This is a genomic window from Streptomyces albidicamelliae (assembly GCF_025642175.1).
GTDB lineage: Bacteria > Actinomycetota > Actinomycetes > Streptomycetales > Streptomycetaceae > Streptomyces > Streptomyces albidocamelliae.
Genome location: NZ_CP106795.1, coordinates 3,976,365 through 4,001,622 on the forward strand (window position 1 = coordinate 3,976,365; position 25,258 = coordinate 4,001,622).

General features: G+C 73.2%; 13 protein-coding genes, 1 tRNA gene and 3 pseudogenes. 1 reads left to right on the top strand and 16 read right to left on the bottom strand.

Annotated elements, in window-relative coordinates; genetic code table 11:
* Positions 1–18 precede the first annotated feature (18 nt).
* The 13 genes and pseudogenes from N8I86_RS18370 to bldG form a co-directional block, all read right to left on the bottom strand.
* Positions 19–3,302: pseudogene (locus N8I86_RS18370) on the bottom strand (BTAD domain-containing putative transcriptional regulator).
* 412 nt (positions 3,303–3,714) lie between these two features.
* Positions 3,715–4,608 carry a glycosyltransferase family 2 protein gene (locus N8I86_RS18375; protein ID WP_263278247.1) on the bottom strand — a complete coding sequence of 298 codons (894 nt, stop codon included), beginning with the start codon at positions 4,606–4,608 and terminating at the stop codon, positions 3,715–3,717.
* A 228-nt stretch (positions 4,609–4,836) separates the two neighbouring features.
* A tRNA-Thr gene (locus N8I86_RS18380) sits at positions 4,837–4,913 on the bottom strand.
* A 107-nt stretch (positions 4,914–5,020) separates the two neighbouring features.
* Positions 5,021–6,640 (bottom strand): alpha/beta hydrolase, encoded by a 1,620-nt coding sequence (locus N8I86_RS18385; protein ID WP_073901143.1) that lies wholly within the window; start codon positions 6,638–6,640, stop codon positions 5,021–5,023.
* Between the two features lie 147 nt (positions 6,641–6,787).
* Positions 6,788–7,993: a DNA polymerase III subunit delta' gene (locus tag N8I86_RS18390; protein ID WP_073901144.1), complete on the bottom strand. Its 1,206-nt coding sequence runs from the start codon at positions 7,991–7,993 to the stop codon at positions 6,788–6,790.
* Between the two features lie 174 nt (positions 7,994–8,167).
* A pseudogene (tmk, locus tag N8I86_RS18395) lies at positions 8,168–11,472 on the bottom strand (dTMP kinase).
* A 144-nt stretch (positions 11,473–11,616) separates the two neighbouring features.
* A complete protein-coding gene (gene topA, locus N8I86_RS18400; RefSeq protein WP_263278248.1) occupies positions 11,617–14,448 on the bottom strand; it encodes a type I DNA topoisomerase in 2,832 nt (943 codons plus the stop codon).
* A gap of 268 nt (positions 14,449–14,716) precedes the next feature.
* Positions 14,717–14,914 (bottom strand): hypothetical protein, encoded by a 198-nt coding sequence (locus N8I86_RS18405; protein ID WP_073901147.1) that lies wholly within the window; start codon positions 14,912–14,914, stop codon positions 14,717–14,719.
* 268 nt (positions 14,915–15,182) lie between these two features.
* A complete protein-coding gene (locus N8I86_RS18410; protein WP_263278249.1) occupies positions 15,183–16,703 on the bottom strand; it encodes a N5-glutamine methyltransferase family protein in 1,521 nt (506 codons plus the stop codon).
* Between the two features lie 28 nt (positions 16,704–16,731).
* Positions 16,732–17,322 (bottom strand): small secreted protein, encoded by a 591-nt coding sequence (locus N8I86_RS18415; RefSeq protein WP_317633610.1) that lies wholly within the window; start codon positions 17,320–17,322, stop codon positions 16,732–16,734.
* Positions 17,323–17,547: 225 nt separating this feature from the next.
* The gene (locus tag N8I86_RS18420; RefSeq protein ID WP_123437476.1) at positions 17,548–19,953 is read right to left on the bottom strand and encodes a sodium-translocating pyrophosphatase; all 2,406 of its coding nucleotides are present in this window, start codon (positions 19,951–19,953) and stop codon (positions 17,548–17,550) included.
* Positions 19,954–20,251: 298 nt separating this feature from the next.
* Positions 20,252–20,686 carry an ATP-binding protein gene (locus N8I86_RS18425; RefSeq protein WP_263278250.1) on the bottom strand — a complete coding sequence of 145 codons (435 nt, stop codon included), beginning with the start codon at positions 20,684–20,686 and terminating at the stop codon, positions 20,252–20,254.
* A gap of 165 nt (positions 20,687–20,851) precedes the next feature.
* Positions 20,852–21,193: an anti-sigma factor antagonist BldG gene (gene bldG / locus N8I86_RS18430; RefSeq protein WP_010986038.1), complete on the bottom strand. Its 342-nt coding sequence runs from the start codon at positions 21,191–21,193 to the stop codon at positions 20,852–20,854.
* Between the two features lie 80 nt (positions 21,194–21,273).
* On the opposite strand from bldG, the gene N8I86_RS18435 reads away from it, so the two are divergent.
* Positions 21,274–23,910, top strand: a complete 2,637-nt coding sequence (locus tag N8I86_RS18435) for a DEAD/DEAH box helicase (RefSeq protein ID WP_263278251.1) — start codon at positions 21,274–21,276, stop codon at positions 23,908–23,910.
* Position 23,911: 1 nt separating this feature from the next.
* Here the strand turns inward: N8I86_RS18435 and N8I86_RS18440 are convergent.
* The 3 genes and pseudogenes from N8I86_RS18440 to N8I86_RS18450 all read right to left on the bottom strand — a co-directional run.
* A pseudogene (locus tag N8I86_RS18440) lies at positions 23,912–24,343 on the bottom strand (Rv3654c family TadE-like protein); the annotation flags it as partial.
* A gap of 266 nt (positions 24,344–24,609) precedes the next feature.
* On the bottom strand, positions 24,610–24,951 hold the full coding sequence (locus N8I86_RS18445; protein ID WP_317633611.1) for a TadE family type IV pilus minor pilin: 342 nt from the start codon (positions 24,949–24,951) through the stop codon (positions 24,610–24,612).
* A gap of 22 nt (positions 24,952–24,973) precedes the next feature.
* Entirely contained in the window at positions 24,974–25,195 is a 222-nt protein-coding gene (locus N8I86_RS18450; RefSeq protein ID WP_263278253.1) for a DUF4244 domain-containing protein, read from the bottom strand.
* Positions 25,196–25,258: the final 63 nt, after the last annotated feature.

A 25,258-nucleotide genomic window follows, 5' to 3' on the forward strand; every position in this document is an offset into this window, starting at 1 on the left:
GCCCTCCGGCCGGTCGGCCTACGTCGGCCCGCCGCCCTTCGCCGGCCCGTCGCCCTTCGCCGGCCCGTCGCCCTCCGCCGGCTCCTCGGCGAGCAGGGTGCGCAGTTCCGCCGACACCGTCTCCTCGTCCGTGCCGTCCAGCGCCGCGAGCGCCGCGCGCCAGACGTCGTGCGCCTCGGCCCGCCGCCCCGCTCGCGCAGCAGCAGCCCGTGCTGGTGCCGGGCGAGACCGCCGACGTAGCGGTCGGCGCGGGCGTCGGCCCGGTGCAGCAGCTCGGCGCACTCGCGGCCCGCCCGGCCCGTGTCTCCGAGCCCGCGCAGCGCGCGGACCAGGCCGAGCCGGGTCTGTGACTCGCCGTGCCAGTCGCCGTTGCCGCCGAGGATGCGCAGGCTCTCCTCGAAGTGCCGGGCGGCGGCGGCCGGTTCACCGAGCCTGAGATGGGCGAAACCGATGTTGCAGTGTGCCGAGTGCTGCACGACGACCGCGCCGATCGCGTCCCCGATCGCCAGCGAGCGCCGGTGCTGCTCGATGGCGGCGCGCGGATCGGTGTGCTCGTGGAGGTTGCCGAGATGGCTGTGGGTGACGGCCTCGCCGTAGGCGTCGTTCAGCTGCCGCGAGTACGCGAGGCTCTGTCGCAGCGCCTCCTCGGACTCCGCGAACCGCCCCAGGCTCTCCAGCAGCAGCCCGCGGTTGTTCAGACAGCGCCGGATCCTGGACGCCATGCCCAGCCGCCGCCAGATCTCCAGGGCCCGGTCGGTGAGGGCGAGCGCGTCGTTCTGCCGGCCGGCCAGGAAGTGCAGGCCCGCCAGGTCGCCGAGCGCGTACGCCTCGGCGGCCGCGTCACCGAGCCGCCGCGCCGTCCCGAGCGCGGCCCGCCCCAGCACCTCCAGCTCGGCGACCCGCCCGCTGCGCTGCACGTACGGATGGATCAGCCGTACGAGCGCCGACAGCTGGGCGGCCCGGTGCACGTCGGTCGTGTCCGCGTTCCGCGCCACCAGGGCGACGATGTTCTCCAGCTCCACCTCGCCCCAGGCCAGGGCGTGTTCGGCCGACTCGAAGGGCGGTACGGCGGCCAGGTCCTCGGCGTGCCCGGCCGCCGGCGCGAAGGTCGGCCGGCGCCGGTCGTCCTGGTCGAGCCCCGGCTCCACGACCGCCGTCAGCACCCGCTCGGCAACGGCGGCGTACCAGCGCAGGGCGGCCAGATCGGGGGCACGGGCGCCGTGGCGGGGTCCGGTCCGGAACCTGCGGGGGTGGGCGTGCCGCCGACCGCGCCGACGGTCCGGCGGCCGCCCGGGGATGCCGGGGCGGAGGAGGCCCGGGGGCGGACCGTGCTCCCCCGTCGGCCAGTTCACGGGCGAAGTCGCGGACCAGGTCGTGGGGCGCGTAGCGGCCGTACGCCGTCTCCTCCAGCAGGGCGACGTCGACCAGGCGGTCCAGGGCGGCTTCGGCGCGGCGCTCGTCCGTGCCGGTGAGCCGGGCGATCAGCGGGGCGCCGTACGCCGGCAGGTCGAGCGCGCCGATGTGCCGCAGGGTGAGGGCCGCGTCCCGGTCCGCCTCGCGCTCGGCGGCGGCGAGCGCGTCATGGGCGACGGCCAGGGAGCGCCGGACGCTCAGGTCGTCGTACTCCAGGTGGTGCAGCCGCCCTCCGGTGGCGGCCAGTTGGCCGGCCAGGGTGTCCGGGGTGAGGGCGCGGCGGGCGGCGAGGCGGGCGGCGACCACCCGCAGCGCCAGCGGGAGTCGGCCGGTCAGCTCGACGAGGGCGTGACCGGCGTCCAGCCCGGCGCGTCCGCTGACCGCGCGCAGCAGGGCCGCGCTGTCCTCGCCGGTGAGCGGGCCGAGCGGGAAGCGCCGGGCGCCGTCGAGCGCGGTCAGCGGCGAACGGCTGGTGACGATCACCGCGCAGCCGGGCCCGGCCGGCAGCAGGGGCCGTACCTGGGCCGCGCTGGCCGCGTCGTCCAGCACCAGCAGGACGCTGGCCGGCGCCAGCAGCGAGCGGAGCAACGCGGCGGCCGCGTCCGGGTGTTCGGGGATGTTCCGGGGTTCCGTCCCCATGTCCCGCAGCAGGGCGGCGAGGGCCTGCGCGGCGGTGAGGGGGGCCATGCCGGGCGTGGCGCCGTGCAGATTGACGTAGAGCTGGCCGTCGGTGAAGCGTTCCCGCAGTTCATGGGCGACGTGCAGGGCCAGCGCGCTCTTGCCGACGCCCGCCATGCCACTGATCACCGCGACGGCGGGGGCCGGTGCGGGCGGTTCGGTCAGCGCCTGGCGCAGCTTTCCGCGCACGTCCGCGCGGCCCGTGAAGTGCGCCGGCGGAGGGGCAGTTGGGCGGGCCGCGGGGTCTGCCGCGCCGTGCCGTCCGGATGCGTGGTCGCGGCGGACGCCGTCGTGGCGCCGCCGTCCGGGCGGCCCGCGGCGGGCGGCCGCTGCGGCGCCGTGCCGAGGTCACGCTCCGGGGTGTCGCCGTGCTCCTCCCCCGGCCGCGGTTCCTCACCGCTTTCCCGCAGCACCTCGGCGTGCGCCGCCCGGACCGCGGGACCGGGCTCGACGCCGAGCTCCTCGACCAGCCGGGCGCGCAGGTCGCGGTGGACGGCCAGGGCCTCGGCCTGACGGCCGGTGCGGTGCAGGGCGAGCATCAACTGCCGGTGGTACGCCTCGCGCAGCGGGTACTCGGCGACGAGGGCCGTCAGCTCGGGCACTAGTGCGACCATCCGGGCGCCGCCGAGGGCCACTTCGGCGTCGTAGCGCCACTCCAGCAGGAGCCGTCGCGCCTCTTCCAGTCGCTCCACGAGGGCGTAGCCGCCGAAGTCGGCGGGGAGGCCGCCGAGCGGGGTGCCGCGCCAGAGCGCGAGTGCCGCCGTGCAGGCCCGGACCACGCCCGGCCACTCCCGCCTCGCGTGTGCGGCACGCGCCTCGGCGACCTGGCCGTCGAACACGTGCACGTCCAACTCACCGTGGTCGATGCGCAGCAGGTACCCCGGCGGTACGGCCCTGAGCCGGTCGGGGTCGTCCAGGAGCCGGCGCAGCCGGGCGACGTGGTTGTGCAGGGACGCCTGCGCGGAGGCGGGTGGCGCCCCGCCCCACAGGGCGTCCTTCAGGGACTCGACCGACACCACCCGGCCCGGCTCCAGCAGCAGGGCAGCGAGGAGGGCGCGCACCTTGGGGCTGCCGATGGCACGGACACCGTCGTCGCGGGTGTCGGCGGCCGCCGTGACGTCGGAGGAGGGGTCGTACGAGATCTCGTACGGCGGTCGGTCGTAGAGGACCGGGGGTCCCAGCAGTCCGAACCGCAGCTCGTACCGCCGCATCACGCCGCTCCACTGCCTTCCCGCACGGCCCGCACCGGCCACGCTCCGGGGCGGCCCTCCGCCCACCGTTCCTGGCGGAATTCCGCCTGCCCACCACGGTTTTCCGCCACCGTCGATCGCCGGCCCGGTCTCCGGAACGCCCGTCCGGCGGCCCGTTCCCGCTGCCGCCCGACGACTTCCGGCCAACCGACCCGCGACCTGCTGTCGAACCGTTGGCCACATGTTAGCGATCCGTTGGTGCTCCCTGATGTGATCATGTCCATCGGAACCGGCCCGACGGCGCGCGCGTGATCGCGTAGCTCGGGGGAGTGTCGCCGCAGGCCGGATCCGGGGGCACAGAGGGGCCCCGGTCGGCGGAGGTGAACGACCGGGGCTCCGTCCCGTTCCCGTACGCCGGTCGGACTCGCGTGCCTCAGATCACCGGCGGGCGTCCGAGCCGGGTCAGCCGCCAGACCGTACGCCAGCGCATCGGCCGCCGCTCGCCGGCCGGCTCCCGCAGACCCTCCACGAACCCGCCGAACCACGCCTTCAGTCCCGCCGCGGAACGGGTGCGGGCGAGGGTGAGCAGCGTCCACACGCCCAGGTGCACGGGGACGAGCGGCAGGGGCAGCCGGCGCCGGGCGAGCCAGACGCGGTTGCGGGCGTTGACCCGGTAGTAGATGGCGTGCCGGGCCGGAGACGTCTTGGGGTGCTGGAGCAGCAGCTCGGGTGCGTAGAGGATGGTCCAGCCGGCGTCGGCGGCCCGCCAGGCGAGGTCCGTCTCCTCGTGCGCGAAGAAGAACTCGGCGGGCCAGTCCCCGGTCTCGGCCAGCATCGTCATGCGCAGGCCGTGCCCGCCGCCGAGGAACCCGGTGACCGGGCCGCCGCGCAGCGGGTCGGACTTCCCCACCCGGGGCACGTGCCGCTGCTGCGTCTCGCCGTGCTCGTCCGCGATACGGAAGCCGACGACGCCGAGGCGGGGGTCGGCGGCGTACAGCTCGGCCACGCGGCGCAGCACGTCGGGGTCGACGAGCAGCCCGTCGTCGTCCAGTTCCACGACGACGTCGACGTCCCCGTACTCCCGCAGCCGGGCGAGGGCGACGTTCCGCCCGCCCGGGCAGCCGAGGTTCTCGTCCACGTCGACGGTGGTGACCTCGCCGGGCAGACCGAGCCGCCGGGCGAACTCGGGCAGCCGGCAGCCGTTGCCGACGATCACGATCCGGGCCGGGGGGAGATCCTGCTTGGCGACGGACTCCAGGAGGGCGTCGACCTCGGCGGGCCGGTTGCCCATGGTCACCACGGCGACGGCGATCCTCGGCTCCACCACGTCCCTCATCCCATCCGGCCGACGGCGGCACCGCACCTGACCGCGCGGCGCCCGCCGTTCACCAAGATGTTGCCTCAGGTCCGCGGGTTCAGCTGATACCGATTCACTTTGCGGTGGCTTTGCTCCGGTTTTGTCCGTCGTATTCCCGCGCGCCGCGCACGCCCGCGAAGCCTTACAGGACCGAACGACAGAACCCCAGGTCAGTTGGTGCCTGACCTGGGGTTCCAGTGGAGCCGCTTTCGGGATTCGAACCCGAGACCTACGCATTACGAGTGCGTTGCTCTGGCCATCTGAGCTAAAGCGGCGCGCTGTCCGCACCATGGTGCGATCAGCAACGTCGGTAAGTCTACACAGTTTCCCGGGGTGCTTCGTACCCGCCCCCGGGCCAGGGGCCCGGGGGCGGGTGACAGGGCTACGAGCAGCGCTTTCCCTTGGCCGGCGGGGTGCCGCGCAGCAGGTAGGTGTCGATCGCGTCGTCGATGCAGGAGCTGCCCCGGCCGTAGGCGGTGTGGCCGTCCCCGACGTAGGTCAGCAGGCGGCCCGAGGAGAGCTGGCGGGCCAGGGACTGCGCCCAGCGGTAGGGGGTCGCGGGGTCCCGGGTGGTGCCGACCACGACGATCGGCGCCGCACCCTTCGCCTCGATCCGGTGCGGTTCGCCCGTGGCCTTCACCGGCCAGTACGCGCAGTTCAGCGAGGCCCAGGCCAGGCCGTCACCGAAGACCGGGGACGCCTTGTCGAACGCAGGCAGCGCCTTCCTCACCTGATCGGGGCCGGTGAAGGCCGGCGGCAGGTCGAGGCAGTTCACGGCCGCGTTGGCCATCATCAGGTTGCTGTAACCGCCGTTCCCGTCCCGCTCGTAGTAGCTGTCGGAGAGCGCGAGCAGACCCGAGCCGTCGTTGTCCCTCATCGCCTGCCCCAGCGCCTCACGCAACTGCTCCCAGGTCCCCTGGTCGTACATCGCCGCGATCACACCGGTGGTGGCCAGCGACTCACCGAGCTTGCGGCCGTCCTTGTCGCCCGCCGGGATGGGGTGGGCGTCCAGCTTGCGGAAGAACGCCTTGAGGTGCTCGCCGACCTGCGCGGGCGTCGTGCCCTTGCCGCCGAGCGGGCAGTCGGTGTGCTTGACGCAGTCCTTCGCGAACGCCTGGAACGCCGTCTCGAAGCCCGCCGTCTGGTCCAGGTTGAGCCTGCGGGCGTCGACGCTGGGATCCATCGCGCCGTCCAGGACCACCCGGCCGACCCGCTCCGGGAACAGACCGGCGTAGGTCGCCCCGAGGAAGGTGCCGTACGACGCCCCGACGTAGTTCAGCTTCGGGTCGCCCAGCACCGCCCGTAGGATGTCCATGTCCCGTGCCGCCTCGACGGTGGAGACGTGCCGCAGCAGTCGCGCCGAGTGCGCGCCGCAGCTTTCCGCGAACTTCTTGTCCGCCGTGACGAGGGCGTCCCGCTCCTTCTGGTCGTCGGGTGTCGTGTCCGTCTGCGTGTACGCGTCCATCTGGCGTCCGCCGAGGCACTTGACGGGCTCGCTGCGGGCGACACCCCGCGGATCCATCGCGACGATGTCGTAGCGGGCGCGGACGTCCGCCGGGTAGCCGACGCCCGCGTACTGCTGGAGGTAGTCGACGGCCGAGCCGCCCGGGCCGCCCGGGTTGACCAGCAGCGAGCCGATCGGCCTCGCCTTTCCGGTGGCCTTCTTGCGGGCGACAGCGAGCCGGACGTCGCCCGCGCCGGGCTTGTCGTAGTCCAGCGGGGCCTTGAGGGTCGCGCACTGGAACCCCGGTGCGCCGCAGTCGCGCCACTTCAGGGTCTGCGCGTAGTACGGCGCCAGCGCCGAGGGCGTCGAACGCGGCAGCGCGGCCAGCGCCGCCTCCACCGTCCCGCCCGCCGACGTGGTCGAACCGCCGGCGGAGCAGGCGGAGATCAGCAGGGCGGCCGCGGTGAGGAGCGAGGCGGTGAGACGGGCCGTCGTCCGGGTGCGGGTGCCCCGGGTACGGCGGGGTGGTCGGCGGTGGGCGGAAGGCCAGGTGTGCATCAGGCGAGCGTAACGCTGCGCGACGGAACGAGTGCGGTACGTGCGCTTTGTGGCTCGTACGGGGGACGGCACCGGGGGCGCGGCCGGAGCTCCGGCACCCTCGGGTGACCCCGCTCCCCGGTCCGCCCGCCCGCGCATCCGGACCGCTCAGCCCGCACGCAGGGCCATCGTCATCGCCTCCACCGCCAGCAGCGGAGCCACGTTGCGGTCGAGGGCGTCCCGGCAGCCGGCGATCGCCTCGATACGGCGGAGGGTGGACTCCGGCGTGCTGCCCTGGGCCAGCCGCTCCAGGGCGTCCTCGGCGTCGGCGTTGGCGATGGCCACACGGGAGCCGAGCTGGAGGGCGAGGACGTCGCGGTAGAAGGCGGTGAGATCGCCGAGGGCGACGTCGAGGCTGTCGCGCTGCGTACGGGTCCGGCGGCGCTTCTGCATGTCCTCCAGGTCCTTCATCACGCCCGCCGTCCCGCGCGGCAGCCGCCCGCCCTGCGCGGCGCCCAGCGCGGCCTTCAGCTCCTCGGACTCCTTGCCGTCCATCTCCTCGGCGAGCTGCTTGGCGTCCTCGGCGGCCGCGTCGACCAGCTCCTGCGCGGCCCTCAGGCAGGCGCCCACCTCGTCCAGGCGCAGCGGCAGCTTCAGCACGGCGGCCCGGCGCTCGCGGGCCGCCGGGTCGGTGGCCAGCCGGCGGGCCCGGTCGGCGTGGCCCTGGGTGGCGCGCGCGGCGGCCGCGGCGACCGCCGGCTCGACGCCGTCGCGGCGGACGAGCATGTCGGCGATCGCGTCCACCGAGGGCGTCCGCAGGTTCAGGTGCCGGCAGCGGGAGCGGATGGTCGGCAGGACGTCCTCGACGGAGGGCGCGCACAGCAGCCACACCGTGCGGGGGGCGGGCTCCTCCACGGCCTTGAGGACCGCGTTGGCCGACTTCTCGTTCAGCCGCTCGGCGTCCTCGACGAGGATGATCTGCCAGCGGCCGTTCGCCGGGGCGGTGAACGACTTGCGGACCGTGTCCCGCATGTCCTTGACCAGGATCTCGGCGCCGACCGCCGCGACCGGGTTGACGTCGGCGTGGGTGCCGAGCAGGGCGGTGTGGCAGCCGTCGCAGAAGCCGCAGCCGGGGACCCCGCCCAGGGCGCGGTCGGGACTCACGCACTGCAGGGCGGCGGCGAACGCCCGGGCCGCCTGGTTGCGGCCCGCGCCGGGCGGGCCCGTGAACAGCCATGCGTGCGTCATCGCGGACGCCTCGGGCAGCGGCTCGTCGGCCGCGGCGGCCGTGACGAGGGCGTCGGCGTCCCGCGCGGCGGCACCGAGCACCGCGCTCACCTTCTCCTGCCCGACGAGGTCGTCCCACACGGTCATGGGTCACGCCGTCCTTCCGTCGCACTGCGCGTTCCGCACTCCATTGTGCGGGTCGGCACCGACAGCGCGGCGCGGCGGCCGGGCCCCGAAGCGGAACGAGCGGCGCCCGTCGCCGCTGCGACGGGCGCCGCTCGGCGCTCACACCCCGGCGCGCAAGCCCGGCGGCGGCGACGGTCAGCCTCGGCGGCCCCGGCCACCGCCCTTGCGGCCCTGCTCGTCGCCGGTGTCCCCGTACTCCCCTTCGTCGTACGAGCCAAGCAGTTCGTCCGCCAGCGAGGGCAGGTCGTCCAGCGGGGTCTCCTCGGCCCAGTCCGAACGCGGCCGGCGGCGGGGCGTGCCGTCGGCGTCGATCTGCGGCATCTCGCGCGTGCGGTCCTCGGGACCGTTGGGGCCCGCGCCGGAGCGCTCGTCCCGGAAGTAGCCGGGCGGCACCCGGCCCCCGGGCGGTCGTCCCGGACGGGCGGCAGCACGGCCGTCTCGTCGGCGGCGCCCGCAGGGGGTACCGGCGGCAGGACCGCCGTCTCGTCCGCGGCGCCCACGGGGGTACCGGCGGCAGGACCGCCGTCTCGTCCGCGGCGCCGGGGGCGTCCGCCGGCTGCGGCAGCTCGGTGGTCACCTCGGCGTCGGACTGCGCACCCCGGGCACGGCCGGCGGCGCCGCCGCGCTCCTCGCGCACCGGGCGCAGCACCGCGGTCTCGTCGGCGGCGCGCTCCGTCCCGTCCGGTCCGCTCCCGTCGCGCCCGCCCGGCGACACCACCGGCGTCGCGACCGTCGCCGCGTCCGCGGCCACGCCCGGCGCGGACGGCCGGGGGTGCTGGGCCTGCGGGCCGCCACGTCGGCGGCCGCCGCGGCCTCGGCCGCCTGCCGCCGGGCCTCCTCGGCGCGCAGCAGTGCCTCCTCGGCCTTGCGCTGCGCCTCCAGACGCCGGGCGTCCTCCTCGGCGCGCACCCGGGCCTGCCGGGCCTCCTCCTCGGCGCGCAGCCGGGCCTCTTCCTCGGCCTGCCGGCGCCGGCGCTCCTCCTCCGCCTTGCGGCGGGCCTCCTCCTCGGCGCGGGCCTTCTCCTCGGCGAGGAGCCGCTGCCGCTCCTCCTCCGCCCGCCGGTGTGCTTCCTCGGCCCGCTGCCGGGCCTCCTCCGCCTGCCGTTCGGCCTCGCGGCGCTGCGCCTCCTCCAGCTCGCGCCGCTTGCGCTCCTCCTCCTCGGCACGCAGCTTGGCGAGCTGCTCCTGGCGCTCGCGCTCCAGCCGCTCCTCCTCGGCCTTGCGGGCGGCCTCCTCCTCGGCCTTGCGGCGGGCCTCCTCCTCGGCCTTCCTGCGGGCTTCCTCCCGGGCCTGGATCTCGGCCTCGGACAGGGGCAGGACGGTGTCGAGGCGGTGCCGGATCACCGTGGTGACGGACTCGGGTTCCTGGCCCGCGTCCACGACGAGGTAGCGGCCGGGGTCCGAGGCGGCCAGCGTGAGGAAACCGGCCCGTACGCGCGCGTGGAACTCCGCGGGCTCCGACTCCAGCCGGTCCGGCGCCTCGGTGAACCGCTCGCGGGCAGTCTCCGGGGAGACGTCGAGCAGGACGGTCAGGTGCGGGACGAGCCCGTTGGTCGCCCAGCGGTTGATGCGGGCGATCTCGGTCGGCGACAGATCGCGGCCGGCGCCCTGGTAGGCGACGGAGGAGTCGATGTAGCGGTCGGAGATGACCACCGCGCCGCGCTCCAGGGCGGGCCGTACGACGGTGTCGACGTGCTCGGCGCGGTCCGCCGCGTACAGCAGCGCCTCCGCGCGGTGCGACAGGCCGGCCGAGGACACGTCGAGCAGGATGGAGCGCAGCCGCTTGCCGACCGGCGTGGCGCCGGGCTCGCGTGTGAGCACGACCTCGTGGCCCTTGGCCCGGATCCACTCGGCGAGCGCCTCGGCCTGGGTGGACTTGCCGGCGCCGTCGCCACCCTCGAGGGCGATGAAGAAGCCGCTGGTCGCCGGTGTCTGGTCCGGGTCGTCGCCGCCGAGCAGCGCGTCCCTGAGGTCCTGGCGCAGCGGTACGCCGGAGCGGTCGTCGACCTTGGCGAGCACCAGCGCGGCCACCGGCAGCAGCAGCGCGCCGACCAGCATCAGTGTGAAGGCCGCGCCGCCGTGGGCGAAGACGAACTTGCCGTTCTCCAGCCGGTGCGGGCCGATCAGCGCCGCGACCAGGGGCGCGACGATGACGCCGAGCGCTATGAAGACGCGGACCACCGCGTGCAGGTGCTCGGTGGTGCGCGCCCGGCGGTACTCCTCGGTCTCCTGGTCGAGCAGGGCGTGCCCGGTGTTGGCGGCCACGCCCGCGGCGACGCCGGCCAGCGTGACGATCAGCAGCACGGTGGTGACGTCCGGGACCAGCCCGGCGGCGAGCAGCGCGATGCCGGTGAAGGCGATCGCGAGGGCCAGCAGCCGGCGGCGCGAGAGCGAGGGCAGCAGAGCGGGGGCCGTGCGGATGCCGACGGCGACACCCCCGGTCAGGCCCAGCACCAGCAGGCCGTAGAGGACGGGGCCGCCGCCCAGGTCCTTGGTGTGCAGGACGCACACCGCGACGGCGGCGGCGATGGCTCCGGCGACCGCGGCGCAGGCCGGGACGAGCAGCGGGATGGCGCCCGTGCGGCCCTTGTCGACGCCGGTGCCGGTGCGCGGGCGGCGCAGGCCCTCCAGTGGGGAGCGCGGGCGCGGGGTGCGCGTGCCGGGCAGTTCCAGGAAGGTCAGCAGGGACAGGGACGCGGCGAACAGGCCGGCCGCCACATAGGCGCCGAGGGCCGCCTGGTGCTGGTCGAACCAGGCGAGGCCGGTGCCCAGCAGGTTGTTCAGCAGGGCGGCGGCGACCAGGGCGGCGGCGGCCAGCGGGACCGCGAGGAAGCTGGTGCGCAGCGCGAGGCGGCGCAGGGCGTCCAGGTGGTCGGGCAGCGGCCGGACGGTGGCGCCCTCCGGGGCGGGGCGGGCAGCAGCGCGGGGGCCGCGCTCTCCCGGCACACCGTCCACAGCCGCTCGGCGATGCCGGCGACGAAGGCGGTGACCAGCAGGACCGCGAGCGCGTTGTCCGGGGTCCAGTCGATCCACAGGGGCGCCACGATCAGCAGCGCGGCGCGCACGCCGTCGGCGCCGACCATGGTCCAGCGCCGGTCGAGCGGGCCGTCCTGCGCGGTGAGCGAGGTCAGGGGCCCGAGGAGGACCGCGCCGAAGAGCAGCGTGGCGAGGACCCGCGCCCCGAAGACCGTCGCCACTGCGAACGCCACGCCCCGGTAGCCGCCGCCGAAGGTGCCTTCGACGATCGCCGCCTGGAGGGCGAGGAGGACCAGCACGAGGAGGGCGAGGGTGTCACCGACACCACTCACCAGCTGCGCGCTCCACAAGCGCCTCAACTGCGGTCGTCGCAGCAGGGAACGTACGGCACGCTCGCGGGAGTCCGCGACGAGGGCGTCGTCCGGTGCTGTGGTGGGGGCCGTTGGCTGCTCGGCTCGCGTCATGCGTTCAGCCTATCCGCAGCCACGGACACCACACCTCGCCTCTCCTGGCATGCGCACGCCCCGACACCAAAGTGATGCCGGGGCGTGCGATTCGCGAAGCGGCGGAGGGGGTCCGCCGGGTCCGTGGGAGGTGCCGACGGAGTGTCAGTCCTCCGCGCCGGAAGCGGTCGCCTTCGAGGCCGTCGCCTTCGCGGTGGTCTTCTTGGCGGTCGTCTTCTTCGCGGCGGTCGTCGTCTTCTTCGCCGCCGTCTTCTTGGCCGCGGTCTTCTTCGCCGGGGCGGTCTTCTTGGCCGCCGCCTTCTTCGCGGTCTTCTTGGCGGGACCCTTGGCACGCTTCTCGGCGAGCAGCTCGAAGCCGCGCTCCGGGGTGATCTCCTCGACGCTGTCGCCGGAGCGCAGGGTCGCGTTGGTCTCGCCGTCGGTGACGTACGGGCCGAAGCGGCCGTCCTTCACCACGACCGGCTTTCCGGAGACCGGGTCCTCGCCCAGCTCCTTCAGCGGCGGCTTGGCGGCCGCGCGGCCACGCTGCTTCGGCTGGGCGTAGATCGCCTGCGCCTCCTCCAGCGTGATCGTGAAGAGCTGGTCCTCGGTCTGCAGCGAGCGCGAGTCCGTGCCCTTCTTCAGGTACGGGCCGTAGCGGCCGTTCTGCGCGGTGATCTCCACCCCGTCGGCGTCCGTGCCCACGACCCGCGGCAGCGACATCAGCCTGAGCGCGTCCTCCAGGGTGACCGTGTCCAGCGACATGGACTTGAAGAGGGAGGCCGTGCGCGGCTTGACCGCGTTCTTGCCGGTCTTCGGGGTGCCCTCGGGGAGCACCTCGGTGACGTACGGGCCGTAACGGCCGTCCTTGGCGACGATCGTGTGACCGCTGGCCGGGTCGGTGCCCAGCTCGAAGTCGCCGCTGGGCTTGGCCAGCAGTTCCTCGGCCAGCTCGACGCTCAGCTCGTCGGGCGCCAGGTCGTCCGGGATGTCGGCGCGCTGGTGCTGCTCGCTGTCCTTCTCGCCGCGCTCGATGTAGGGGCCGTAGCGGCCGACGCGGAGCACGATGTCGTTGCCCACCGGGAACGACGACACCTCGCGCGCGTCGATCGCGCCCAGGTCGGTCACCAGCTCCTTGAGGCCACCGAGGTGGTCCCCGTCGCCGTTGCCGGCCTCGGCGGCGCTGCCCACGCCGCCCATGCCCTCGCCGAAGTAGAAACGCCTCAGCCACGGCACGGCCTGGGCCTCGCCGCGGGCGATGCGGTCGAGGTCGTCCTCCATCTTGGCGGTGAAGTCGTAGTCGACGAGCCGCCCGAAGTGCTTCTCCAGGAGGTTGACGACGGCGAAGGACAGGAAGGACGGCACGAGGGCCGTGCCCTTCTTGAACACGTAGCCGCGGTCGAGGATCGTGCCGATGATCGACGCGTACGTCGAGGGGCGGCCGATCTCGCGCTCTTCCAGCTCCTTGACCAGGGAGGCCTCGGTGTAGCGGGCCGGGGGCTTGGTGGCGTGGCCGTCGACCGTGATCTGCTCGGCGGACAGCGCGTCGCCCTCGGAGACCTGCGGCAGCCGGCGCTCGCGGTCGTCCAGCTCGGCGTTCGGGTCGTCGGCGCCCTCGACGTAGGCCTTGAGGAAGCCGTGGAAGGTGATCGTCTTGCCGGAGGCGCTGAACTCCACGTCCCGGCCGTCGGCGGCGGTGCCGCCGATCTTCACGGTCACGCTGTTGCCGGTCGCGTCCTTCATCTGGGAGGCGACGGTCCGCTTCCAGATCAGCTCGTACAGCTTGAACTGGTCGCCGGTCAGACCGGTCTCGGCGGGCGTGCGGAAACGATCACCCGAGGGGCGGATCGCCTCGTGCGCCTCCTGGGCGTTCTTGACCTTCCCGGCGTAGGTGCGCGGCTGCGGGGGCAGGTAGTCGGCGCCGTACAGCTGGGTGACCTGGGCACGGGCGGCCGACACGGCGGTGTCGCTCAGCGTCGTGGAGTCCGTACGCATGTACGTGATGTAGCCGTTCTCGTACAGCTTCTGGGCGACCTGCATGGTCGCCTTCGCGCCGAAGCCGAGCTTGCGGCTCGCCTCCTGCTGCAGCGTCGTCGTACGGAACGGGGCGTACGGCGAGCGGCGGTACGGCTTGGACTCGACCGAGCGCACGGAGAAGCGGGTGTCCTCCAGCGCGGCGGCGAGGGCGCGGGCGTTCGCCTCGTCGAGGTGGAGGGTGTTCGCGCTCTTGATCTGCCCGAGGGAGTCGAAGTCGCGGCCCTGCGCGACCCGCCGGCCGTCGACGGTCTGCAGCCGGGCCACCAGCGACGACGGGTCGGACGAATCGCCCGCGCGGCCGGTCGCGAAGGTGCCCGTCAGGTCCCAGTACTCGGCGGAGCGGAAGGCGATGCGCTCGCGCTCCCGCTCGACGACGAGCCGGGTCGCGACGGACTGGACGCGGCCGGCCGACAGGCGCGGCATGACCTTCTTCCACAGGACCGGCGAGACCTCGTAGCCGTAGAGGCGGTCGAGGATGCGGCGGGTCTCCTGGGCGTCGACCAGCTTCTGGTTGAGCTGGCGCGGATTGGCGACGGCCTCGCGGATCGCGTCCTTGGTGATCTCGTGGAAGACCATCCGCTTGACGGGGATCTTCGGCTTGAGGACCTCCTGGAGGTGCCAGGCGATCGCCTCGCCCTCCCGGTCCTCATCGGTGGCGAGGAAGAGCTCGTCGGACTCCTTCAGCAGGTCCTTGAGCTTCTTGACCTGGGCCTTCTTGTCGGCGTTGACCACATAGATCGGCTGGAAGTCGTGGTCGACGTCCACACCGAGGCGGCGGACCTCGCCGGTGTACTTCTCCGGCACCTCCGCGGCGCCGTTCGGAAGGTCCCTGATGTGCCCGACGCTCGCCTCGACGATGTAGCCGGGGCCGAGGTAGCCCTTGATCGTCTTCGCCTTGGCAGGCGACTCGACGATGACGAGTCGGCGGCCGCCCTGTGCGGTCTCGCTGGTCGGGGACAACTTGGCTCTTCTCTCCGGTCGACGCTTTGCCCTCCCCAGGCGTTCGTCCCGGGGTCGCGGCGTGCTTCTGGCTCGTGTGACGCTGCGGAGTGTGACGGTACATCCCGCTCCCGTGTCAAACGGGAAAAGCCCACAACGGCCACTCGAACGGTAACCCGACTACCGGCATTCCTGCCGCCCGGACTGCCGGGTACCCCGCCGGCGCCTGTCCGGAGCGTGATGCTCCCTTTACTCTCGCGGCATCGCGGCGGCCGCGCGCCCGCCGACGTCAGAGGCGGGTCAGGCAGTACACACCGAGGGCCAGCGCGACCGTGCCGGCCAGGCTCGCGAGGGTCGCCGATGCGACTCGGCTCACACCGTGGGCCACCGGCTCGCCGCGGCGGAGACGAACCCCGGTCCACGCCAGCAGAGCCCCTCCGAACAGGGCGAACACCAGTCCCGCGAAGATCGCCGGTGCGCTCTCCATCCCCCGCCCACCTCTTCCGTCCGGTTCGCCTCTGCCCAGCGCGGGGAGGGTGCCACGCCCGGGAGACCGGCGGGCGACATCGAGGTGAACGGAAGATCGACCCGGCGCACGAGAGCCGGTCGCAGTGGAGGGGCCGGACCGCCGGACATATTTTTCCGGCCTTTTTCCCGCCACCCGCCCGTAAGGGCTCGGAGGCGGGCGCGCGCCCCGGCCCGTGCCACCGGCATACGACGATGATCCGGGCGGGGCCGCCGGCGGGCGCCCGGTGTCAGCGGACGGGCTCCAGGAAGCCCTGCTCCACCAGCAGGCGGATCTGCGCGGGCGTCTGGTCGCGGAGCACCACCGGGTCCTCGCCCATGAGCTGGGCGATGGCGTCGAGGATCCGGCCCGCGCTCAGCGAGCCGTCGCAGACGCCCGCGAACCCGGCGCCGACCGTGTCCACCTTGGTGGCCCGGCGCATGCCCCGGTGCTGCCGCAGCACCACGTGCTCCGGGTCCTCGGCGCCGGGCAGGCCGACCTGCTCCTGGACCACTTCGGCGGTGAGGCTGAAGTGGCTCGCCAGCAGCGCCGCGTCGTCGTGCTCCCGGAGGTAGTCGAGCCGGTCGAAGTGCGCCCGGATGGCGTCCCCGAGGGGCTGCTCGACCGGGTGCGGCCACTCCTCCACCGTGACGCTCGGTTCGGCGGCCCCGGTCCTGCGCAGGGTGATCCAGCCGAAGCCGACCGCCTTGACCTTGCGCGCCTCGAACTCGTCGAGCCAGGCGTCGTAGCGCGCCTGGTACTCCGCCGGGTCGCCGCGGTGGTCACCGGCGTCCCGCAGCCACAGTTCGGCGTACTGCGTGACGTCCTGCACCTCGCGCTGCACGATCCAGGCGTCGCACCCGCGCGGCACCCACGACCTGAGCCGGTCCTGCCAGTCCTCCCCCGCCACGTGCTGCCAGTTGGCGAGGAACTGCGCGAACCCGCCCTCGTTCAGCCGTTCCCCCGCCTGCTGGACGAGCGAGCGGCACAGATCGTCCCCGCCCATGCCCCCGTCCCGATAGGTCAGGCGGGCGCCCGGGGAGATGACGAAGGGCGGGTTGGAGACGATGAGGTCGAACATCTCGTCGTCGGCGACGGGCTCGAAGAGGGAGCCCTCGCGCAGCTCGGCGGCGGGGGCGCCGGAGAGCGCGAGCGTGAGCGCGGTCATGTGCAGGGCGCGCGGGTTGAGGTCGGTCGCCGTCACGCGCGTGGCGTGCTGGGCGGCGTGCAGCGCCTGGATGCCGGAGCCGGTGCCGAGGTCGAGGGCGGAGCCGACGGGCGTACGGACCGTGATGCCGGCGAGGGTCGTGGAGGCGCCGCCGACGCCCAGGACGACACCCTCGTCGCGCTGTCCGATGCCGCCGGCGCCGCCGACCGCGCAGCCGAGGTCGGAGACGATGAACCAGTCCTCGCCGCCGGGACCGCCGTACGGCCGTACGTCCACGGTGGCGGCCAGTTCGTCGCCGCCCACGCGGCGCAGCCAGCCGGCCTCCAGGGCCTCCTCGACGGGCAGTACGGCCGCCACGCGCGTGTGCGGCACCGGCTGCTGGAGGAGGAACAGCCGGACGAGGGTCTCCAGCGGGGTGTCGCCGCGGGTGGCCCGCAGGGCGGGCACGGTCTCGCTGCGGGCCAGCGCCGCGTAGGCGGGGGCGCCGAGCAGGTCCAGCAGCCCGTCGGCGGTGAAGGAGGCGGCCAGCAGCGCGTCCCGCAGGCGCGCGGCGGCCCCGGGCCGGTCGGAAGCGGGCAGGGGGGCGAGTCCGGAGTCAGTCACGCCCCCATTGTGTCCCGTGGCGGCCGGGTCAGCCCTTGGCGGCCGACGGCGACGCGGAGGTCTTCGTGCAGCCCCGCTGCTGGGTCACCGCCTCGTTGACATCGCCCTTCTCCAGGTTCTGCAGGGCGGTGATCGCGCCGTCGTACTGCGCCGACACCGCCTTCATCCGCTCCGAGAGCTTGCTCAGACCGGAGGCGAACTTCGTCTGGTTCTTGGTGTCGAGCCCGTCGACCTGATCCTTCAGGTCGGTGTAGGCACCCGACAGGGCGGTGAGCCTCTTGACCGCGTCCTGCTGCTTCCGCTTGCCGTCCTCGACACCGGGGGGCGCCCCGGCGTCGGTGAGGGTGGCGGCACGGGCCTTGAAGCCGTCGGCAAGTTCCTGGAAGGCCTTCGAGTCGGTCTTCTGGACCTCCTTCGGCGGGCCGTCCTTGGCCACCGCCGCGAGCGCGTCGAAGGCCTCCGAGATCTTCGACTGCTGCGCGGGCAGCGGGTCGCACACCGTCTTGGCCCAGGCCACGAGCTTGGGGTCGGGCCCCTTGTCTTCGCTGCTGGTGCATCCCGACAGCGCCACCACGAGTACCGCACCGCCGGACAGCGCGGCCGCGAGCTTCTTGTTCACCGGATCGGTCCCTTCCATGGCTCTCGGCCCCCGGAATCTACACGGCAGACCGACACCCTCCACCCACCGGACGGAGTAAAAGTCAGCTTTTGTGACTCTTCGCACCATGGGAGAGAAGGCTCACCAGTGGGCGGGCCCACGGACGAGCCGCACAAAGGAGACGGGCGGGCGGCGCGTCCGTAAGCGCCGCCCGCCCACCCGTTGATCAGGCCGTGTCCTCGCGGCCTACGAAACCACCGCCGTATCGGGCGTGTTGGCGACCCGCTCGGCGCTCTCGTCGTCGCCGACGGCGATGCCGCGCCGCTTGGAGATGTACACGGAGACCACGATCACCAGGAGCGCGAGGATCGCGATGCCGATCCGTACGCCGATGCTCTTGTCGTCGCCGTACGAGAACTTGATCACCGCGGGCGCGATGAGCAGCGACACCAGGTTCATGACCTTCAACAGCGGGTTGATCGCCGGTCCCGCGGTGTCCTTGAAGGGGTCACCGACCGTGTCGCCGATCACCGTGGCGGCGTGGGCCTCGCTGCCCTTGCCGCCGTGGTGGCCGTCCTCGACCAGTTTCTTGGCGTTGTCCCAGGCGCCACCGGAGTTGGCGAGGAACACCGCCATCAGCGTGCCCGCGCCGATCGCGCCGGCCAGGTAGGAGCCCAGCGAGCCGACGCCGAGCGTGAACCCGACGAAGATCGGTGCCATGACGGCGAGCAGACCCGGCGTGGCCAGCTCCCGCAGGGCGTCCTTGGTGCAGATGTCGACGACCTTGCCGTACTCGGGCGTCTCGCTGTAGTCCATGATCCCGGGCTTCTCACGGAACTGCCGCCGCACCTCGAAGACCACCGAACCCGCGGAGCGGGACACGGCGTTGATGGCCAGTCCGGAGAAGAGGAAGACGACCGCGGCGCCCGCGATGAGGCCGACGAGGTTGTTGGGCTGCGAGATGTCCAGCGACAGGCTCAACGGCGCCCCCGGCCCGCTCAGTTTCGCCCCGACGTCCTGCACGTTGGTGGTGATCGCGTCGCGGTACGACCCGAACAGCGCCGCCGCGGCGAGTACGGCGGTGGCGATGGCGATGCCCTTGGTGATGGCCTTGGTCGTGTTGCCGACCGCGTCCAGGTTGGTGAGCACCTGCGCGCCCGCGCCCTCGACGTCACCGGACATCTCGGCGATGCCCTGGGCGTTGTCGGACACCGGCCCGAAGGTGTCCATGGCGACGATCACGCCGACCGTGGTGAGCAGGCCGGTGCCGGCCAGGGCGACCGCGAACAGCGCCAGCATGATCGACGTACCGCCGAGCAGGAACGCGCCGTACACCCCGAGCCCGATCAGCAGGGCGGTGTAGACGGCCGACTCCAGGCCGAGCGAGATCCCGGAGAGGACGACGGTGGCCGGGCCGGTGAGGGACGTCTTGCCGATGTCCCGGACCGGGCGGCGGTTGGTCTCGGTGAAGTAGCCGGTCAGCTGCTGGATGACGGCGGCCAGCAGGATGCCGATGGCCACCGCGACCAGCGCGAGGATCCGCGGGTCGCCGTCCTTGGCCTTGATGGCGGCGTCGGTGACGCCGCCGAGGTCCGCGTAGGACGACGGCAGGTAGACGAAGACCGCGACCGCCACCAGCACGAGGGAGATCACCGCGGAGATGAAGAAGCCGCGGTTGATCGCGGTCATGCCGCTGCGGTCGGAGCGCCGGGGCGCCACCGCGAAGATGCCGATCATCGCCGTGATCACGCCGATGGCGGGCACCAGCAGCGGGAAGGCCAGCCCGGAGTCGCCGAAGGCGGCCTTGCCGAGGATGAGTGCGGCCACCAGGGTGACGGCGTACGACTCGAACAGGTCGGCCGCCATGCCCGCGCAGTCGCCGACGTTGTCGCCCACGTTGTCGGCGATGGTCGCGGCATTGCGCGGGTCGTCCTCCGGAATGCCCTGCTCGACCTTGCCGACCAGGTCGGCGCCGACGTCGGCGGCCTTGGTGAAGATGCCGCCGCCCACGCGCATGAACATCGCGATCAGGGCGGCACCGAGGCCGAAGCCCTCCAGCACCTTCGGCGCGTCGGCCGCGTACACCAGCACCACGCAGGAGGCGCCCAGCAGGCCGAGGCCCACCGTGAACATGCCGACGACGCCGCCCGTGCGAAATGCGATCTTCATCGCGGTGTGCGAGACGGTGGTGAGATCTTTTTGGGGTTCGCCCGGCGCCGGAGTGGCTTCCCGGGCCGCGGCGGCGACACGCACATTGCTGCGCACGGCCAGCCACATGCCGATATAACCGGTGGCCGCCGAGAAAACGGCTCCGATCAGGAAGAACACCGACCGTCCGGCACGCTGATTCCAGTCGTCCGCGGGCAGCAGCAGGAGCAGGAAGAAGACGACGACGGCGAATACGCCGAGCGTGCGCAGCTGCCGGGCGAGGTACGCCTTGGCACCTTCCTGGACCGCCTCCGCGATCCGCTTCATGCTGTCGGTGCCCTCGCCGGCGGCCAGCACCTGGCGCACCAGGATCCCCGCGACCACGAGCGCGGCCAGGGCGACCGCCGCGATGACGGCCACCATGATCCTGTTGTCGTCGGTCAGGACCGCGGCAGCGAGATTCGTCGGGTGACCCGACTGATGAGGGGTAGAAAGCCCCGCCATTCGTCCTCCTTGACGCTTGGGCTGAGCTCAAGATGTGGACGGATTCTAGGTACCCGCGAGTGATCTAAACAGGGGACGGTAAACGGAATCGGCCTTCTCGTGCTCTTCAGTAAACGATCGAGGTCACGCCGGGGAACCCGAAAGCGGTAATGCCCCAAAAGCATTGACGACCGCATTGGCGCTTGATCCAATAATCGGGGTATCGATCGTGAATTCCTTCACGAATTCCCGGGTGTCGTCGGAAAACACCGAAGGGCCCTGCTCAGCAGGGCCCTGGGGGTCGTGAGGTGCGTGCCGGTCAGAGAGCGGCCGTGGCCGGCGGGGTGGCCGGCCAGGTCATACGGATCAGTCCGCCGTTGCGCCCGGTGGTCACCTCGACGTCGTCGACGAGGCCGCTGATGACCGCGAGGCCCATCTCGTCCTCCTCGGCATCCACGTCACTCTCCTGGGCGGCCCCGGGCGTGTCGCCACCCGCGGAGGCGTGCGGGGCCTCGTCGCCGACCTCGATGGAGAACTGTTTCTCCTCCTCGATCAGCGCCACCTTCACCGGAGACGTGATCTCGTGGCTCTGGTGCAGTCCCACGGCACGGGAGCAGGCCTCGCCGACGGCGAGCCGGACCTCGTCCAGGACGGCCTCGTCCACCCCGGCCCTGCGCGCCACCGCCGCCGCCACCAGACGGGCGGTCCTGACGTGCTCGGGCAGCGCGCTGAAGCGGAGTTCGACGGTGGCCATGCATCCCCCTCGCGGCTACGGGCGTGCGGTCGGGGGCGGGGTCGCCGAGGACCCGCACCCCCTGTGTACGTCTGGGTCCGGGCCGCCAGATCGTGCGTGGCCCAGGACGGGACCGGCCGGCGCCGGGGCCCCTCACGGAGCCCGACGCCGGCGAACGGCCCAGGGTCAGTCGGTGGCCGCCACCGCTTCCTCGACCGAGGTGTGGATCGGGAACACCTTGGTGAGGCCGGTGATACGGAAGATCTTGAGAATGCGCTCCTGGTTGCAGACCAGGCGCAGCGAGCCCTCGTGGGCACGCACTCGCTTCAGGCCGCCGACCAGCACGCCGAGACCGGTGGAGTCGAGGAAGTCCACGCCCTCCATGTCGACGACAAGGTGGAAATTGCCGTCGTTCACCAGCTCGACCAGCTGCTCGCGCAGCTTGGGCGCGGTGTATACATCGATTTCGCCACCGACCTCGACGACCGTACGATCGCCGACGGTACGGGTCGACAGGGACAGGTCCACGGATCCTCCAGCACCTTGCTATCGAGCGGTCGCCCCTCGGGCACCTCGGCTGCGGCCCCCGGGACGCAACGCCAGCCGCGATGGCATTCAATCACTTACCGGCAGGCGTGCACGACGCCTTGACTCCATTGTCCGTCACGTCAGTGACACACTCGGTGCCGATGGCCAAGAATCACCGATCCGATCGAACCCCGGCGGACCCGGCGTCCCGCCCCTCTCCGGGCACGGTCCTGGACCGCCTCGCCTCCGGGCCGAGCCGGTCTGCGCGCATCACTCATACGGAGCACTTGCCCCCGCGCGCGGGCCGCCATGCCGTCTGGCCAGACCGTATTCGCTCAGAAGTGATCGCGGCCGTGCAGGCGTGCGGCATCGAGCACCCGTGGGCCCATCAGGCCCGGGCCGCCGAGCACGCGCTGGACGGCGAATCGGTGGTCGTCGCCACCGGCACGGCCTCCGGCAAGTCCCTCGCCTACCTCGTACCCGTCCTTTCCACCCTTCTGGACGGTTCCGAGGCGCCGAACGGACGCGGCGCCACGGCCCTGTACCTGTCCCCCACCAAGGCGCTCGCCGCGGACCAGTGCCGGTCGGTGAAGGAACTTTCACAACCTTTGGGCAATGCCGTTCGCCCAGCCGTGTACGACGGCGACACTCCGTTCGAGGAACGCGAGTGGGTCCGCCAGTACGCCAACTACGTCCTCACCAACCCCGACATGCTCCACCGCGGGATACTCCCGTCCCATCCGCGCTGGTCCTCCTTCCTGAAGTCGCTGCGGTACGTCGTCATCGACGAGTGCCACACCTACCGGGGCGTCTTCGGCTCGCACGTCGCCCAGGTGCTGCGCCGGCTGCGCCGCCTGTGCGCCCGCTACGGCTCCTCGCCGGTCTTCCTGCTGGCCTCGGCGACCGCCGCCGAGCCCGCCGTCGCCGCCCGCCGGCTGACCGGCCTTCCGGTGGTCGAGGTCGCCGACGACGCGTCCCCGCGCGGCGAGCTCGTCTTCGCCCTCTGGGAGCCCCCGCTCACCGAGCTGCACGGCGAGAAGGGCGCGCCCGTACGGCGGACCGCCACCGCCGAGACCGCGGACCTCCTGACCGATCTGACCGTGCAGGGCGTGCGCTCGGTCGCCTTCGTCCGCTCCCGGCGCGGCGCCGAGCTGATCTCGGTGATCGCCCAGGAGAAACTGGCCGAGGTCGACCGCTCCCTGGTCCGGCGTGTCGCGGCCTACCGGGGCGGCTACCTGCCCGAGGAGCGCCGGGCCCTGGAACGCGCCCTGCACTCCGGGGAGCTCCTCGGTCTCGCGGCCACCACCGCCCTGGAGCTCGGCGTGGACGTCTCCGGCCTGGACGCGGTGGTGATCGCCGGTTATCCCGGCACCCGCGCCTCCCTGTGGCAGCAGGCGGGCCGCGCGGGCCGCTCCGGCCAGGGCGCCCTGGCCGTCATGGTGGCCCGCGACGACCCGCTGGACACGTTCCTGGTCCACCATCCCGAGGCGTTGTTCGACCGGCCCGTCGAATCCACCGTCCTCGACCCCGACAACCCCTACGTCCTCGCCCCGCACCTGTGCGCGGCCGCCGCCGAGATCCCGCTGACCGAGGCGGACCTGGATCTCTTCGGCCCCGCCTGCGCGGACGTGCTGCCGCAGCTGGAGGCCGCGAAGCTGCTGCGCCGGCGGACCAGGGCCTGGCACTGGACGCGCCGGGAGCGGGCCGCCGACCTCACCGACATCCGCGGCGCGGGCGGCCGCCCGGTGCAGGTCGTCGAGACCGGCACCGGCCGGCTGCTCGGCACCGTCGACGCGGCCGCCGCGCACTCCACGGTCCACGAGGGCGCGGTCCACCTGCACCAGGGCCGCACCTATCTGGTGCGCGCCCTGGACCTGGAGGACTCGGTGGCCCTCGTCGAGCAGGCCGACCCGCCGTACTCGACGGTCGCCCGCGACACCACCGCGATCTCCATCCTGGAGACGGACACCGAGATCCCCTGGGGCTCCGGCCGCCTGTGCTTCGGGTCCGTCGAGGTCACCAACCAGGTCGTCTCCTACCTGCGCAGGCGGCTCATCACCGGTGAAGTGCTGGGCGAGACCAAACTCGACCTGCCTCCCCGCACGCTGCGCACCCGCGCGGTGTGGTGGACGGTCACCGAGGACCAGCTGGACGAGGCCCGGATCATCCCGGAGATCCTCGGCGGCTCCCTGCACGCCGCCGAGCACGCCTCGATCGGCATGCTGCCCCTCTTCGCGACCTGCGACCGCTGGGACATCGGCGGCGTCTCGGTGCCGCTCCACCCGGACACCCTGCTGCCCACCGTCTTCGTCTACGACGGCCATCCCGGCGGCGCGGGCTTCGCGGAGCGCGCCTTCCACACCGCCCGTGCCTGGCTCACCGCCACACGGGAGGCCATCGCGTCCTGCGAGTGCGAGGCCGGCTGCCCGTCCTGCATCCAGTCCCCCAAGTGCGGCAACGGCAACGATCCGCTGCACAAGAGGGGCGCGGTCCGACTCCTCACGGTGCTGCTCCGCGGGGCGCCCGAGGAGCAGGAGGACCAGGAGACGCAGGAGGCCCAGGACGCTGCCCAGGATGCTGAGGACGCCCAGGAGGGCGGGGCGGGCCGGGTGGGCCAAGAGGGTGCTTGGAGCGAGGGTGCCGAGGGCCGGGAGACCGACCTCCGGGGTCCTGCATCTCAGGACGTTCCGAACCCGCGGCAGGTGCCGCACCACTGAGCGCGGGCGGTACGGGTGCTGCCGGTACGGGCCCCGCCGGGCCCGCTCTCGCCCGTACCTCCGCCGCGAACGGTCCCCCTCCGGAGGCCGCCGTCACGTCCGAGGTCTCGCCCACGATCGCGCACCGCAGCAGCCGCACCCGCTGGGCCACCGCCAGCCGTTCGGCCCGGGCACAGGCCTCCGCGCCGCCCTCGGCCCAGTGGTCCGCCGCCGCGAGCGCCGCCAGATCCGCACCGCCGGCCGCCCGGTGCCGGACGACGACGGCCTGCCCCAGGGCCAGCACCGCTCCGAACACCAGGCACAGCACGGCGATGGCGCCGAGGCTCCAGACGGTCGCGGAACCTCGGTCGGCGCTCGCCCCGGCGGCGGGCCTCGGACCGGCGGGCCGCCGCTGAGCGGGCTGCCGGCTGGAAGGCGCACGGCCCGAGGACAGATGCCCGAAGGGCAGATACCTGGAGGACGGAGCCCCAGAGGGCAGGTGCCCCGAGGGCCGACGTTTCGGAGGCCGGGGCCCGCAGAGCCGGAGCCCGGAGAGCCGGGGCCCGCAGAGCCGGAGTCCGGAGAGCCGGAGTCCGGGTCGCCACGCCACATGAGCCTCGCGCAAGCAACCCTCCCGCACCCGGCAACCCTCACGGACCCGGTCCCCCACGGCCCTGCAGCCCTCGCGGACCCGGCAGCCCTCACCCCCCGCAGGAACTCTCACCGCTCCCCCTCCCCCGCCGCTCCCACCGTCTCCTCCGCCAGTGCCACGGCTTCCTCGCGCAACTCGACAGGCAGTCCGCCGAACATCGGCGGTCTTGCCACCACCGTCACCCGGACCCGGTCGCCCTCCCGGCCGACCGTGACCCGCGCCCCGTCCGGTGCCGCTTCCCGGGTCACCGTGACCACCGCGTCGACCGGATCCTGACGGGCGGCGGCCCGGGCGCCGACGCGGGCCGCGTCCACGCACTGGATCCGCGCCGCCACCACGAGCAGCCCCCAGACCAGCGCCATCGTGAACACCACCAGCACGGACAGCACCACGGCAGCCTCCGCGGTCACGAACCCGCGGTCCCTCCCCCGCTCACATCCGCGCACTGAGAGCCTTCTTCACGATGGCCTGCAGCTCCGCCCTGACCTGGCCGCTGGTGACGACCTCGTAGAGCAGCAACGCGAATCCGACGGCCGCGATGATCCCCATCGCGTACTCGGACGTGACCATCCCGGCGTCCCGCCGGCACCGGCCGCCCGCTCCGCGCAGCCGCGCGACCGCTCGCCCGAACTCCCTGCCGGTGATCGTCATCATGCCAACTCCCCTGAGGCGCATTGCTTTTGTCCTTCCTGTAGTGATCCGTGGGTGTGCGTCCGG

Excerpts from the sequence above, each read along its gene's own strand:
- N8I86_RS18385 (WP_073901143.1), bottom strand. The coding sequence starts at position 6,640 with ATGCACACCTGGCCTTCCGCCCACCGCCGACCACCCCGCCGTACCCGG.
- N8I86_RS18390 (WP_073901144.1), bottom strand. The coding sequence starts at position 7,993 with ATGACCGTGTGGGACGACCTCGTCGGGCAGGAGAAGGTGAGCGCGGTG.
- N8I86_RS18405 (WP_073901147.1), bottom strand. The coding sequence starts at position 14,914 with ATGGAGAGCGCACCGGCGATCTTCGCGGGACTGGTGTTCGCCCTGTTC.
- N8I86_RS18420 (WP_123437476.1), bottom strand. The coding sequence starts at position 19,953 with ATGGCGGGGCTTTCTACCCCTCATCAGTCGGGTCACCCGACGAATCTC.
- N8I86_RS18425 (WP_263278250.1), bottom strand. The coding sequence starts at position 20,686 with ATGGCCACCGTCGAACTCCGCTTCAGCGCGCTGCCCGAGCACGTCAGG.
- N8I86_RS18435 (WP_263278251.1), top strand. The coding sequence starts at position 21,274 with ATGGCATTCAATCACTTACCGGCAGGCGTGCACGACGCCTTGACTCCA.
- N8I86_RS18450 (WP_263278253.1), bottom strand. The coding sequence starts at position 25,195 with ATGATGACGATCACCGGCAGGGAGTTCGGGCGAGCGGTCGCGCGGCTG.